Source organism: Cohnella hashimotonis (genome assembly GCF_030014955.1).
GTDB lineage: Bacteria > Bacillota > Bacilli > Paenibacillales > Paenibacillaceae > Cohnella > Cohnella hashimotonis.
The window spans coordinates 4,478,194-4,491,525 of record NZ_JAGRPV010000001.1 but is presented as its reverse complement, the minus strand read 5'-3'; the positions used below and the strand labels follow the sequence as shown (position 1 = coordinate 4,491,525).

General features: G+C 55.1%; 14 protein-coding genes. 11 read left to right on the top strand and 3 right to left on the bottom strand.

Annotation, left to right across the window (positions count from 1 at the left end; genetic code table 11):
• Window positions 1–12: 12 nt before the first annotated feature.
• The 6 genes from KB449_RS18225 (at window position 13) to KB449_RS36720 (ending at window position 4,351) form a co-directional block, all read left to right on the top strand.
• A complete protein-coding gene (locus KB449_RS18225; RefSeq protein WP_282909728.1) occupies window positions 13–732 on the top strand; it encodes a hypothetical protein in 720 nt (239 codons plus the stop codon).
• Between the two features lie 162 nt (window positions 733–894).
• A complete protein-coding gene (locus KB449_RS18220) occupies window positions 895–1,530 on the top strand; it encodes a histidine phosphatase family protein (RefSeq protein WP_282909727.1) in 636 nt (211 codons plus the stop codon).
• Between the two features lie 45 nt (window positions 1,531–1,575).
• Window positions 1,576–1,938, top strand: a complete 363-nt coding sequence (locus KB449_RS18215) for a VOC family protein (protein WP_282909726.1) — start codon at window positions 1,576–1,578, stop codon at window positions 1,936–1,938.
• Window positions 1,939–1,975: 37 nt separating this feature from the next.
• The gene (locus KB449_RS18210; RefSeq protein ID WP_282909725.1) at window positions 1,976–2,401 is read left to right on the top strand and encodes a DUF1801 domain-containing protein; all 426 of its coding nucleotides are present in this window, start codon (window positions 1,976–1,978) and stop codon (window positions 2,399–2,401) included.
• A 22-nt stretch (window positions 2,402–2,423) separates the two neighbouring features.
• The gene (locus KB449_RS18205; RefSeq protein ID WP_282909724.1) at window positions 2,424–3,173 is read left to right on the top strand and encodes an alpha/beta fold hydrolase; all 750 of its coding nucleotides are present in this window, start codon (window positions 2,424–2,426) and stop codon (window positions 3,171–3,173) included.
• A gap of 170 nt (window positions 3,174–3,343) precedes the next feature.
• Window positions 3,344–4,351 carry a YsnF/AvaK domain-containing protein gene (locus KB449_RS36720; protein WP_282909723.1) on the top strand — a complete coding sequence of 336 codons (1,008 nt, stop codon included), beginning with the start codon at window positions 3,344–3,346 and terminating at the stop codon, window positions 4,349–4,351.
• 76 nt (window positions 4,352–4,427) lie between these two features.
• On the opposite strand, the gene KB449_RS18195 is transcribed toward KB449_RS36720, so the two are convergent.
• From KB449_RS18195 to KB449_RS18185, 3 genes are all read right to left on the bottom strand, one after another.
• Window positions 4,428–5,402: a glycosyltransferase family 2 protein gene (locus KB449_RS18195; protein ID WP_282909722.1), complete on the bottom strand. Its 975-nt coding sequence runs from the start codon at window positions 5,400–5,402 to the stop codon at window positions 4,428–4,430.
• Between the two features lie 217 nt (window positions 5,403–5,619).
• Window positions 5,620–6,834, bottom strand: a complete 1,215-nt coding sequence (locus KB449_RS18190) for an MFS transporter (RefSeq protein ID WP_282909721.1) — start codon at window positions 6,832–6,834, stop codon at window positions 5,620–5,622.
• 86 nt (window positions 6,835–6,920) lie between these two features.
• Window positions 6,921–7,202: an ArsR/SmtB family transcription factor gene (locus tag KB449_RS18185; protein ID WP_282909720.1), complete on the bottom strand. Its 282-nt coding sequence runs from the start codon at window positions 7,200–7,202 to the stop codon at window positions 6,921–6,923.
• A 170-nt stretch (window positions 7,203–7,372) separates the two neighbouring features.
• Here KB449_RS18185 and KB449_RS18180 point away from each other — a divergent pair, with 170 nt between their 5' ends.
• From KB449_RS18180 to KB449_RS18160, 5 genes are all read left to right on the top strand, one after another.
• On the top strand, window positions 7,373–7,963 hold the full coding sequence (locus tag KB449_RS18180; protein ID WP_282909719.1) for a VanZ family protein: 591 nt from the start codon (window positions 7,373–7,375) through the stop codon (window positions 7,961–7,963).
• A gap of 52 nt (window positions 7,964–8,015) precedes the next feature.
• On the top strand, window positions 8,016–9,647 hold the full coding sequence (locus tag KB449_RS18175) for a glycoside hydrolase family 13 protein (protein ID WP_282909718.1): 1,632 nt from the start codon (window positions 8,016–8,018) through the stop codon (window positions 9,645–9,647).
• 444 nt (window positions 9,648–10,091) lie between these two features.
• Window positions 10,092–10,463 (top strand): DUF948 domain-containing protein, encoded by a 372-nt coding sequence (locus KB449_RS18170; RefSeq protein ID WP_282912848.1) that lies wholly within the window; start codon window positions 10,092–10,094, stop codon window positions 10,461–10,463.
• 207 nt (window positions 10,464–10,670) lie between these two features.
• Complete coding sequence (locus tag KB449_RS18165) at window positions 10,671–12,482, top strand: sensor histidine kinase (protein WP_282909717.1); 1,812 nt, start codon at window positions 10,671–10,673, stop codon at window positions 12,480–12,482.
• Between the two features lie 3 nt (window positions 12,483–12,485).
• Window positions 12,486–13,274 (top strand): response regulator, encoded by a 789-nt coding sequence (locus KB449_RS18160; protein WP_282909716.1) that lies wholly within the window; start codon window positions 12,486–12,488, stop codon window positions 13,272–13,274.
• The last annotated feature ends 58 nt before the right edge of the window (window positions 13,275–13,332 follow it).

Sequence of the window (13,332 nt, the reverse complement as noted above, 5' to 3'; positions counted from 1 at the left end):
GGAAGTGACGAATTGACCATTAAAAAACAATTGGCAACAGTTTTCATATTTTCGGTAACCGTCTTTATGTTGGCGATGTTTGTAATCATGTGGATTAACCTTAGGGGCTTGATTAGTACGCCTTCAAAAAAGGATGCCTTGAAAGCAATGATTGCTTCTCTTGAAACGAAGTATTCAGAAAAGTTCCAGGTAACGTCCTACCAAAGTTTTGGGCCGTCTGGCGGGAAGCGCCTTTATTGCCGAATCGAGGCCTTAAATACAAAGGAGTATTTTAATGCAGTTGTTCCTCAAAACGACGGGAACATGCCAAATGACGATTATACTTTGAAGAAATGGGGGGCTTTCTTAGAAGGAATCATAACTGGAAAAGATATTGTTTTAGATATCTCTTATTCAAATCACATCGAAGATAAAGAGAATGACGATTTTGAACCGGAAAAAACAGCAATTACATTAACGATTTTGAGCGAGGACGCTGAAAGCGTACAATTTAAAGAAAAAATATATAAGGTCATCAATGAACTAAGGAAGAAAAAACTTGAAGATATGAATGTTAAGGTCATAGAAACAAGCAATTTCACTTCAGATGAAGCTGAAGCTTTGCAGCGAAAAACGGTATCGCAAATGGAAGACACCGTGCACGGCACTTCAATGAGAATCTGTAATTTCATGGAATACAAGACGGTCGAAAAACGAAGTGACATTAAACTATCTTGCCACTATAAACAATAAGAAGGCGCTAGATCTGCCTATGCAGGATTGGTTTAAAAGAAGATTCCCCTTGTATTTTAAAGAAGGGACATTTGGATTAAGCTTTGTATGGGACGGAGTCAAGAATGAGGCGATTAAAGAAATAATAAGACAGTATAACTTGTAGATTGGAGGTTGATCTAGATGCTATCTAAAACCATCATTTATCTAGTGAGGCACGGACAGACCGAGTGGAATGTGGAACAGAGAATGCAAGGCCATCAGGACTCTCCGTTGACGAAGTTAGGAATCAGCCAAGCTGAATGGTTGGAGGAAGCTCTTCGACAAGAACCAATCGACGCTGCCTATTCAAGCTCCAGCAGGCGGGCGCGCAGGACGGCTGAGATTGTAATGGGAAAAAGAGAGTTGCACATTACCGATTGCGATGATTTCAAAGAAATCAGTTTGGGAGCTTGGGAGGGCAAAACTCAGTCTGAGCTGAATGCTAACGATCCCGAACAACTCCATTATTTCTGGAACGATCCTGCGCAATTTTATGTCCTTGGAAGCGAAAGATTTGAAGATGTTCAGTGCCGCGCGATTCAAAAGCTAAATGAGATTGTGCACATCAACGAAGGGCGTTCCATTTTAATCGTAACGCATACCGTGGTCGTAAAATTAATTATGGCTTATTTTGAAAAACGCCCCTTACAGGAATTGTGGAACCTGCCTTATATTCACCCGGCTTCTTTATGCAAAATCGTTATCGAAAACAATAACGCAGAAATTATGTTGCACGGCGACATTAAGCACTACAAGGAAGAGCCATCTGTGGGTTAATCCAAATATGAGAAAACAACTGCAATGAAAAGAGGAGGGAATTTCATGATTACACGTTTTCACCATGCGCAAATCACAATTCCTAAAGGCCAAGAAGACCAGGCCAAAGCATTTTATTGCGGCGTGTTAAAGCTGAAGGAAACTCCAAAACCGGAATCGCTGCTCGGCAGAGGCGGTTTCTGGGTCGAGGTCGGCGATCAGCAGCTGCACATCGGAACGGAAGACGGCGTTGACCGTCTTTTGACCAAGGCGCATCTGGCCTACGAAGTGGAGGACTTAAGCGCCATCGAAGCGATATTAAAGGAAAACGGAATCGAAATTTTGGAGTCGGTGCCGATTGAAGGATTTGAGCGCTTTGAATTCAGGGATCCTTTTGGTAATCGAGTTGAATGCATAAAAGTGATCTAACGCTAATCATATTCTCGACGTAGAGGTGTACCTATCCATGTACGAACTTAAAACGAAAGAAACTGATGCAAGCGTCAGCGCGTTTATCGAAAGCATAGATAACCCCAAAAAGCGGGAAGACGCCTACAGAATGCTGGATATTTATACGGAAACGACCGGTTTAGAAGCAAAGATGTGGGGACCGAGCATTATCGGATTTGGCTCCTATCATTATAAGTATGCGTCCGGACACGAAGGAGACGCGCCGCTCGCCAGCTTTTCGCCTAGAAAAGCGAAGATCAGTCTATATCTATCGATGAACGAAAACGATCGAGTCATACTGTTAAACCAGTTGGGCAAGCACACGGCCGGGAAGGGCTGCGTATACGTCAATAAGGTGGCCGACATGAATCTTGAAGTTTTAAAAGCATGCATTCTCCGATCGATGAGCTATTTAAAAAGTGAGGAAGTCCGTCTCGCGTAGGAAGAAGATTAGGAGGACCTCCATGCAACGCATCTCGGCGACTTCAGATTTAAACGGCCTTCGTATTCACTATCTGGATACTCTCCAGGAATCGGATGCATCGTTGGTGCCTGTCTTCGTTTGTCCGGGGCTCTCTGAAACGGCCGAAGAATACGAAGATTTCATAGCCGAGATGCTGCCAAGAAGAGTCATCGTTCTTTCCTTTCGCGGGAGAGGCCGCAGCGATACGCCGCTCTCAGGCTACGATCTGCAGGACCACGTGGCGGATATCGAGTCTGTGGTACAGCAGCTCCAACTGACTAAGTTCCACCTTTATGGCTATTCGCGCGGCGTCTCCTATGCGTTGGCATATGCCAGGCGCCATCCCCACCGAATCGCTTCAATAATCGTCCAGGATTACCCTGCTGAGCATAAGGCGATGACCGCGGAGTGGCCCCGATCCTACATCGACGAATATTTAATCCCCACGAACCGCTTATCGACAAATATTCGCGCGGAGGCCGTTCATGGCATTCAAAAGGACTCCACCGCCTGTGAAATTACATTTTCGTTCGAGAAGCCCGTGCTTGTTATGAGAGGATTGCTGGAGGATTCGCTGATTTCCGACGAGGAGCTGCTGCCATACAGGCTTCATTTCAGTAACTTGCGAATCGAGAATTTCACTAAGAGCGGTCACAACATTCGCGGGTCTGAAAAAGAAAAGCTGGATCGGACGATTAAAGACTTCCTGGCTGGCGTCGGTGAAGGGGATAACGTAATGAAGCTCAGCTAAATTACGCCAATCGCCGAGATCATTTAATTCGAAACAGAAATTTGCGTTAAGAAAAGTTCATCTGCCTCTCATTTTAAACCTGCCTTTTTAATTTTATAATGCCGCCTAACGGTTAAATAGAGGTTGTGAACAAACAAAACACAACTTTACCGATCAGGAGGCTGAGGATTATGACAAATCAACTGAGACACAGTGAAAATCGGCATGTCGTAGGCGTTTTTGATTCGGAGCAAGCGGTGATCTCTGCGATCGAGGACTTGAAGGCGCTCGGCTACAGTTCGGACGAAATCTCGGTCGTCAGCAAAAATAAAAAGGAACTTAAGGACATTCATGAGGAGACGGGCACCAAGGCGCCTCAAGGCATCGCGACCGGCGCCGCCACGGGCGGCGTGATTGGCGGCGTGACGGGGCTGCTCGCGGGTCTCGGCCTGCTGGCCGTGCCGGGGATCGGACCGCTGCTGGCGGCCGGCCCGATCGCGGCGACGCTCTCCGGCGCGGCGGTCGGCGCGGGCGCAGGCGGTCTCGTAGGCGGCTTGATCGGCCTCGGCATCCCGAAGGAAGAAGCGGAGCGCTACAACGAGTATGTCAACGATCACAAGCTGCTTGTCATCATCGACGCGGACACGACTCGGCAAGGTCGCGTATACGATATTTTCCGCCGCTACGGCTCGCTGAACGCGGATACCTATTCGAGCCTTGAAGGAGAGCCGCGCGACGATCTGGTCAGCGCCGCTTCCGGATCGTCGGCCTCATCCGACGTGGACGCGCAGGATGCCGATACGCTCAGACTGCACGAGGAGCGGCTGAACGTGGACAAGGAGCGCGTCCGCACCGGCGAGGTGTCCGTGCATAAGGACGTCATCGAGGAACGGCAGACGATCGAAGTTCCCGTTCAGCGCGAAGAGGTCGTCATCGAACGTCATGCGATCCATGACGAAGCAACGGACGGCGCGGCGATCGGAAAAGACGAGACGATTCGTATTCCGGTCAGCGAGGAGCGCGTAGAAGTGACCAAACGGCCGGTTGCGACCGAGGAGATCTCGATCGGCAAGCGAGTCGTGCAGGATACCGAGCATGTGTCCGAGACCGTGCGCAAGGAACGAGCGGAGCTTGATCGCTCCGGTCACCCTGCCGTAGAAAACGAGGATCTGTTCAGCACGCCGAATACGCGTCGCTAAGCCTGCAGGCGCAGCATCGCGAGCGCAGCAAAAAGTCCGGGGGGATTAATCCCCGGACTTTTTGCATGAAATGCGCTTAGTGACGCAGCCTCCGAACGCCGATCAGCAGCGCGAAGAGCACGGCCAATCGCTTCGGAGAAGGCAGCGCCGACCCGAAACGATTTAAAGGACGGGTCATCATCTGCATAGCCGCCGACCGCTGCCTGGCATGCGCCAGCGCGATTGCGTATTCCAGCACGGTCTGCTGATATTTTTTCACGAGCAAGCGCCGCTGCTCCGGGGTCAGCCGCTCGCCGAATACGTGAATCATGTAGGCGAGTCCTTCGAATTTGCTCTTTACGTTTTCCAGCCGCTTCGCGGTCTGCTGTCCCGAGTGGACCCGGCACGAACCCAAATACTCGGTTAGAAAATAGCCGCTGAGCCCGCGTGCGCCAAGCGCGAGCATCAGCATATAGTCCGGTACCAGACCGCCGCTCGGCTGAAAAAATCCGACCCGTTCGAGCGCGCCTTTTCTGAAGAGGCTGAACTGCAGCGAAAATACGCAAGCATTATTGCGCAGCGTATGGGACAGCACATCCGCATAAGGCTGGCTGCTCATCGCGGTTCTCCCGCAATAAGCGGCAAAGTCCCTGCTCTGCTGGGCGAGCCTGCTCCCCGAGTCGTCCATGAAGTAATGATTGCTCGACACGAACCCGCATTCCGGATGCGAGAGCAGCGCCGCCTCGGCGAGTTCTAAAAACGCGGGCTCCCACACGTCATCGTCGTCGAGCATTGCGACGAAATCGCCGGTGGTGGCGCGGAACGCCTGCTGCCGGTTTTGAAGCTGGCCGATCCGCACGTCGTCCGAAATGCTGGCGATATGCTTGATCGCTACCGCCGGGTACATCGCCCGAATTTCCTTGACGGTCTCTAATGTGGGCCCGTCCCTGCCGTCCTCGCTGACGACGATCTCGTCGGGCATGCGGGTTTGCGCGCATATGGACAGCAGCGTCTCTTTCAAATAATGCGCGCGTTTATGCGTAGGTACGGCTACGCTGATCTTCACGGACATGCTCGGACGCTCCTTGGAAATGATACGATATGTATCATGATAACACGAGCTTCCTTTTCTGCCAACGTAAGAATGCCAAGGTTGTCACGATCGTTTTGCGTTCATGTAACAAACGATTTCTGCAGGTGACGCGGCTAAGGGTGACGGAATGGAATTAGCAGATGGAATTCGCAAAAAAAAGCCGCGGCCCCGGGCCGCGGCTTCTCTGTATGTCAGCTTAGCTCAAATCCTGCGCGCCGAGCTTCGCCGCAAGCTCCGCTTCCTTCCGGCGCAGCGCTGCCGATGCGGGCCTGAAGTAACCGAAGGCCGCTGCTGCAACGAGTGCCGCGACGGCGACGCCCGCTGCGCCGATCCAACTGACCGCGGCGAGCGAGGTCTGCTCGACGACGACGCCGCCGATGCCCGCGCCGGCGGCCATCGCCAGCTGCAGCACGGAGCTGTTCAGGCTCAGCATGATGCTGGAGGCTTCCGGCGCGAGTGTGATGAGATGGTATTGCTGCGTCGGGCCCGAAGACCAGGCTGCGAACGCCCAAAGCATGAGCAGCGGAATGACGAAAGCGGGCGAATGGGCCAGCAGCGAGATGAGGACGAGGATGGTCGCGTGAAGCGTCATGCCGCCGACGAGCGTACGGCGATAGCCCCACTTGTCGGTGCTGAAGCCGCCCAGCTTGGAGCCGACGAGGCTCGCGACGCCGAGCGCCAACAGGCCGATGCTGACGCCACGTTCGCTCAAGCCGGTAATGTCGAGCAGAAACGGAGAGATGTACGTGTACGTAATGGAGTAGCCGCCGATCCAAAACAGCGTAATGAGCAGCGCGACGGCGATCTTCGGGTTCGCCACCAAACGGACCTGCTCGCGAAGCGGGACATGGCGTTCATTTTCCGTCCTCGGCACCGTATACGCGACAAGCGCGATGCCGAGGAGACCGAGGAGCCCGATAGCGCCGAACACGAGCTGCCAGTTATACAGAGAGGAGATAAGCCTGCCCAGCGGCACGCCGACGATCAGCGCGGTGCTGAAGCCCATGACGAGCGTGGCGATCGCGCTGCCCTGTTTTTCGGGCCGGGCGAGCTTGGCGGCGACCGTGAGCGAAGTTACGACGAATACGCCGCTGCTGAGCGCCAAAATGACGCGGGACACGATCAGGAATCCGTAGCCGGAAAACGCAAGCGCGGCGAAGTTGCCGACGACGAATACGGCGAGCGAGTAAAGCATGAGCCGTTTGCGGTCGACCTTGGCCGTCGCAGCCATCAGGAAGGGCGTGCCGAAGGCATACGCCAGCGAATATACGGTGATCAATTGTCCCGCTGCCGCCAGCGAGACGCCGATATCGGCGGCAACTTGGTCCAGAATACCCGCGATGATGAACTCAGACGTACCGACGAGGAAACTTACAATGGCGAGCATGTAGATTTTCCAAGCATTACTCATATTCCCCAGCTCCCTTAAAGTTTTATATTTCTAAATTTATCGAAATAAAGAGCGAAAGACGACCTGCCGCGAATGCCGAAAGCCGGCTAACCCAGCAGGTAAGGCGCGTACTTACGCGCGACGTCCTTGTTGACGCTGTAATAAATGTAAGTGCCGTCCTTGCGCAGCTGGAGCAGCCCGCTCTCCGTCAGCTGCTTGAGATGATGGGACAGCGTGGAGCCTGCGACCGATTCGAGCTTGCTGTTAATGTCGGAGCAGCAGAGCGTCTGCTCCTCCGTGAGCAGCATCGCGATCTTGATGCGGGTCGGTTCGCCGAGTGCCTTGTATACCTTTACCGCTTGCTTGACTTCCTCGTTGTCCGGGACCATGGCTTGCTCACCGCCTTATTCATCGCAATTTCTAAAATTATAGAAATAAGGTAACATGCCGACAATGATTTGTAAAGCGCCCGATTTAAGAAAAACTTAAAGCCGTTCCTTCCATTTCATTTAAAAATGGACGTTAAGATGGGATCAAAACCTAGATAGGAGCGAATTTCATGACAACCAGACCTGCCGCAAGCCTTGCCCTCGCGATGCGATTTGGCGCAGCCATGCTGCTCATTTGCTATTTGTACGTGCTGGTTAAAATCATTCTATTCAAATTCGGCCAGGTGAGCGTTCTTTTTCTCGGACGCCAGCTGATCGGCGCGCTCGAACGGCCGGGCAACATGCTGTACCGGTGGCATGCCGCCAACCTGACGCCGTTCAGATCGATCTCCATGTATCTGGAGCGTTTGGATAGGCCTTACGATATCGTCAATTTGTTCGGCAACATCGCGCTGTTCGTGCCGCTTGGCGTATTCGTCGCGCTGCTGGCGGGCTGCGGCTGGAGGGGCGCGGCCATTCGCGCCTTCGGAGTGAGCCTGGCGCTGGAATGCGCGCAGATCGTCTTCATGATGGGTAGCTTCGACGTGGACGATCTGATCCTGAATACGCTCGGCGGCCTGGTCGGCTACGGAATGTGCCGCATGCTCGCGCCCGGACTGTCTGGCGGAGGAGCTGGCCTAGGACCTGGCGAAGGACCTGGCACCTCGCGGGGTGTCCGGCAGGAAGCGGCTATTTTAGACGGTGGGGCCGGAAACGGGTAAAATAGGTTGCGAAGAGAAGCGGTGCAGCTTAAAGGAATCGAGGCGAATCGTCGTGCAGCAGCAAAAGTGGTGGAAAGAAACCGTCGTGTACCAGATTTACCCGAGAAGCTTCCAGGACAGCGACGGCGACGGCATCGGGGACCTGCCGGGAATTATCTCGCGGCTCGATTACCTGGCGGAGCTCGGCATCGGCGCAATATGGCTGTCTCCGGTGTGCAAGTCCCCGCAGGACGACAACGGATACGATATCTCGGATTATCGGGACATCGATCCGATGTTCGGCACGCTCGCCGACATGGAACGGCTGATCGAGGAGGCTGGCCGGCGGGGAATCCAGATCGTCATGGATCTCGTGCTCAACCATTCCTCCGACGAGCTTCCCTGGTTCGTCGAAGCGAAAAAGAGCAGGGACAACCCTTATCACGACTACTACGTATGGCGCGACGGCGAGCCGGGATCGCCGCCCAACGGTCTGGGCAGCATCTTCGGCGGTTCGGCCTGGGAATGGGTGCCGGAACTCGGCCAATATTACCTGCACTTATTTTCCGTCAAGCAGCCGGATCTGAACTGGGAGAATCCCCGCGTTCGCGAAGAAATCTACGACATGATCAATTGGTGGATCGACAAGGGCGTCGGCGGCTTCCGCCTGGACGTTATCGACCTCATCGCCAAGGAGCCCGATCGCATGATCACAGGCAACGGGCCCAAGCTGCACGATTACATCCGCGAGCTTAGCGAGCGGACATTCAGGCGAGCGGACCTGCTCACCGTCGGGGAGACATGGGGAGCGACGCCGGACATCGCGAAGCTGTACAGCAATCCGGACGGCAGCGAGCTGTCGATGGTGTTCCAGTTCGAGCATATCGGCCTCGACGAGAAGGAAGGCTGGAGCAAGTGGGACCTCGCGCCCCTCGATTTTCTGAGGCTCAAGGCGGTGCTGTCCAAGTGGCAGACGGAGCTGAAGGGCGAAGCCTGGAACAGCCTGTTCTGGAACAACCACGACCTGCCGCGCATCGTCTCCCGATGGGGCAACGACGGGGCATATCGGGTGCAGTCCGCAAAGATGCTCGCCACGCTGCTTCATGGCATGCAAGGGACGCCGTACGTGTACCAGGGCGAGGAGCTCGGCATGACCAACGTGCGGTATCCGATCGAGGATTACAGAGACATCGAGCTGCTCAATCTGTATAAGGAGCGCACCGGACGGGGCTACCCGCATGAAGAGGTGATGGCTTCGATCTATGCGAAAGGGCGGGACAATGCGCGCACGCCGATGCAGTGGGATGCGACGCCACAGGCGGGCTTTACTGCGGGGGAACCTTGGATCAGAGTGAATCCGAACTATGCGGACATTAACGCGGACGCGCAGCGGGACGATCCGGACTCGATCTTCCACCATTATCGGCAGCTGATCTCGCTTCGGAAGGCGCACAAGGTGTTCGTCTACGGCGATTACGAGCTGCTGCTGCCCGAGCATCGCGACGTATTCGCGTATACGCGCAAGCTAGACGGCGAGACGCTGCTCGTGCTGTGCAACTTTTACGGCGCGGACGTCACGTTCGAGCTGCCCGAGACTTTGTCTCGCGACATGCGTCTGCTGATCGCCAACTATGCGGACGAACCGCAGCGCGGAACGCTGCGTCCGTACGAGGCGCGGATGTACTTGGCGCAAGCGCAGGATTAGTTCGCGATCGGGCTCGAGCCGGTTGCGGAACGACCAACCCGTACCCGGGGGGAGAAGCCGTAATCGCTTTTGCAAGAATGGACTATCATAGCTGGCGTTAGCGCCCATATGCTCCTATCGGCACAGTCCGGAGTAGAGGAGGATGGGCGTTAATGCCTTTTTGCGCTTATCGACACCTTTCCGGGCGGCGCGGAGGCGACGTTAATGCCCAAATGCGCTTATCGGCACAGTCCGGCGGGTTTCAGTTGCGGCGTTAGTGCCAAAATGCGCTTATCGTCACACATTTGCGCGGTTTTTCCGTGTAACTTCGCTTCCAGGTTAATAAGCCGCGGAGAAGAAGCATATGGAGCTTCTTCTCCGGCCGGAACCGCGCCGCCAACTGACGTCAAAGGAATGTCCCGTCCCCTTCGGACATACAGTGAAGGAGGAGAGGGGGTGCTGCATATGGTCATTCAAATCAGCGTCGCGGTCGCCGCGATCGCTTTTGCCGGACTAGCCGTGTATCTGATCTTAACGCTCCGCAAGAGCATGACGACGCTCGGGGAGACGAACAAGACGCTCGCCGAGGTACGCAACGCCGTCCATGGCTTGACCCAGGAGGCTTCCCAGCTCATCCGGAACGCCAATCAGGTGACCCGCGACGTTAAGGGGAAGATGCAGACGATCGATCCGCTGTTCGAATCGGCACATGACGTCGGGGAAGTCATCCAGACGGTGACCGATTCGGTGAAAAAAGCCGCGGGCATCCAGGCTGCGCCGCAGCGCATCGCAACGGGAACATCATCTTCGCCGCAGCTTCGCGTAAAGGTAAAGTAAACATCCGTCCCGCACGAAGTCCGTCTCTACCGATGAGGCGGGCTTTTTTCCAATTTTCAATTTCCCATTTTAATATGTCCCGATAGAACGATTTGATGATCTTAACGCAACGATCCTACGATTTGGTGATTATGCGCGCCCGAGCCGAAGCGCCCCTCCTTCCGATGTTATAATGAGGTCACCACTCGCGCAAAGGGGTCGCTCAACATGCGTGGCTTGCTGTCCCATCTCGTTCCCCATAAGCTCAAGTACCGGCTGTTCGCGGCGTTCGTGCTCGTCATCTTGCTCCCGTTCAGCATTTTGAACATCTACAATTACCGGAAGATCGAGTCGCTCGTTCAGAAAAAAGTAAGCGAACAGAGCCACGAGCAGCTCGACAATCTGCACCGTTCCCTCGAGGATCAGCTCAGTATCGCGTTCAAGACGCTCATTTTCCTGGAGCAGGATACGGAAGTGCGGCAGATTCTTCAGGAGCCGGACAAGCACTCCGTCCTGGACAACAAGGACTTGATGGAGGACAAGTTCAAAGGCTTGAACAACAGCTTCTTTCTGTACAACCCGTCCGTGTACTTCACGCTGCTCGACGATCACGGCCATGTGTATACGTCGTATCAGCCGAGACGTCCGCTCGACTACGACGCGATCGCGTCAAACGCATCGTTTGCCGCGATGCGGGAGACGAAGGCCTCCTATCTATGGGTGCCGGACGACGAGAATTATGTGTCCCGCGACATTACCAAGAGTCCGATGCTGCTCTCGCTTTATGCCGAACTGCGGGACCGCGGCAACCGGACGTACGGACTTGCAAGGATCAGCATCGATTTCTCCTTCTGGTTCCAGTCCATGCTTCAGAAGTCGGAAAGCGATCAGGCCTATTTCATCATGACGAGAAAAGGAGATACGATCGCAAGATCCATCCCGGGCTCGGAGCTGTCGCCTGCGGCGGTCGATGCCGTCGCGCGCGCCCCGGACAATGGATTCTGGACCGACAAAAGCGGGGATGCGCTCGTCAACTACAGCTATCTGTCGTCGCTGGACTGGTACCTGGTGGATAGGATTCCGCTGCAGGTACTGTTTAACGAGATCGAGAGCCTGAAGCAGCAATACTTCGTCACCTTTTATATCATCACGGCGATATTCGTCGCAGTCGCCTTTATGCTTGCCTATACGTTCACGCGCCCCCTCTCCCGCATGCAGATGAAGATGAGAGAGGCCGTGCGCAAGGATCTGCGGATTCGGCTGCCCGAAAAGAACTATAAGGGCGAAATTCTCGAGCTGACACGCACCTTCAATACGATGATGGTCGATATGAACGGGCTGATCCAACGCTTGCGGGCGGAGGAGCGGCAGAAGGATGCCGTCCATTTCCAGATGCTGCTCGCCCAGATGAACCCGCATTTTCTGCTTAATACGCTTAATACGCTCAAGTGGATCGGACTGCGCGGCGGCAGCGAAGAGACGGTCGAAATCTGCCTGTCCCTCGGCAAGCTGCTTGAGACGAGCCTCAACTCCGACGTGGATCTCATCTACTTGAAGGACGAGATCGAACTGACGCGCGCCTTCCTCTACATTCAGCAGGTGCGGTACGGCAACCGCTTCGAGATCGAATTCAGCTACGACGAGGAGCTCGTTTACGCGCTGGTTCCGAAGCTGAGCCTGCAGCCGCTCGTCGACAACGCGATCCGGCACGGCATCGCCGACATGCAGGAGGGCGGGCGCATCCTGATTCGCATGGACCGGGACGCCGAATACCCGGACCGGCTGGCGCTGGAGGTCGAGGACAACGGGGTCGGGCTCGAACGGTCCAGGCGCATCCGCGAGGAAGGGCGCAAGCGGCCGGGCATCGGGCTGGACAATGTGCGGGAGCGGCTGCGGCTGCTGTTCAAGGACAAGGGGGAGCTCGACATCCAGCCGCTGCCGCGCGGCACATTATGCCGGATGCGTCTGCCGCTGCTGCTGTCCCAGCCTTACGAGAGCGGACTTCACGAATTGACTCGCCAAGACGAAATGGAGGCGTAAGCGATGTACAAGGTGCTGCTGGTCGAGGACGAGACGTTTGTCCGGGAGTCGGTCAAGGAGATCATCCGCTGGGAGGAGATGGGCTTCACGCTGGCCGGCGAAGCGAGCAACGGGGTCGAAGCGCTGGCGCATATCAAGCGGGATCCGCCCGATCTTGTCCTGTGCGATATCGTCATGCCGCAGATGGACGGGCTCGCGCTGCTCAAGGAGACGAGAAACGCTGGCATCGGCTCCAAGTTCGTCATGCTGACCTGCATCGGCGACTTCGAGGCGATGCGCCAAGCGATGGAATACGGCGCGTCCAATTATATACTCAAGCTCTCGATGAGCGTAAAGGATTTGCGGGAGACACTGGCCAAGGTGGGGCGGGAGCTGTCTGGCGGATCTGCGGCTGCCGCAGCGGCCCGGTCCGGCGCGGCGCATCAGCCTTCCGTTTCTCTTCCGCCGGTCGCGGTCAAGGAGCAAATTACGCATCCCGAAGTGAACAAAATCATTCAGTACATCGAGCAGCATTACGACCAGGACATCACGCTCGGAACGCTGTCCCGTTACGTCATGATGGGGGAGAACTATGTCAGCGCGCTTTTCAAAAAGAAGACGGGTGAGACGCTCATTCACTATTTGCACCGCACGCGCGTGGACAAGGCGATCGAGCTGCTCATGAGCACCGACCAGCCGGTCAACCGGATCGGCCAGCGCGTCGGCTTTATGAACGACAACTATTTCATCAAGATCTTCAAGCGCATGACCGGGATGACGCCGAGCCAGTATCGGAACCATAGAACGATTTGATCGTTTCGATGACTCCGCGACGCCGTCGTATTGTGTATATCTGTTCCATCGAGATCAT

Bases quoted from the DNA above. Each gene is read 5' to 3' on its own strand.
- KB449_RS18220 (WP_282909727.1), top strand. From the start codon at position 895: ATGCTATCTAAAACCATCATTTATCTAGTGAGGCACGGACAGACCGAG.
- KB449_RS18215 (WP_282909726.1), top strand. From the start codon at position 1,576: ATGATTACACGTTTTCACCATGCGCAAATCACAATTCCTAAAGGCCAA.
- KB449_RS18210 (WP_282909725.1), top strand. From the start codon at position 1,976: ATGTACGAACTTAAAACGAAAGAAACTGATGCAAGCGTCAGCGCGTTT.
- KB449_RS18205 (WP_282909724.1), top strand. From the start codon at position 2,424: ATGCAACGCATCTCGGCGACTTCAGATTTAAACGGCCTTCGTATTCAC.
- KB449_RS36720 (WP_282909723.1), top strand. From the start codon at position 3,344: ATGACAAATCAACTGAGACACAGTGAAAATCGGCATGTCGTAGGCGTT.
- KB449_RS18195 (WP_282909722.1), bottom strand. From the start codon at position 5,402: ATGTCCGTGAAGATCAGCGTAGCCGTACCTACGCATAAACGCGCGCAT.
- KB449_RS18190 (WP_282909721.1), bottom strand. From the start codon at position 6,834: ATGAGTAATGCTTGGAAAATCTACATGCTCGCCATTGTAAGTTTCCTC.
- KB449_RS18185 (WP_282909720.1), bottom strand. From the start codon at position 7,202: ATGGTCCCGGACAACGAGGAAGTCAAGCAAGCGGTAAAGGTATACAAG.
- KB449_RS18180 (WP_282909719.1), top strand. From the start codon at position 7,373: ATGACAACCAGACCTGCCGCAAGCCTTGCCCTCGCGATGCGATTTGGC.
- KB449_RS18170 (WP_282912848.1), top strand. From the start codon at position 10,092: ATGGTCATTCAAATCAGCGTCGCGGTCGCCGCGATCGCTTTTGCCGGA.
- KB449_RS18165 (WP_282909717.1), top strand. From the start codon at position 10,671: ATGCGTGGCTTGCTGTCCCATCTCGTTCCCCATAAGCTCAAGTACCGG.
- KB449_RS18160 (WP_282909716.1), top strand. From the start codon at position 12,486: ATGTACAAGGTGCTGCTGGTCGAGGACGAGACGTTTGTCCGGGAGTCG.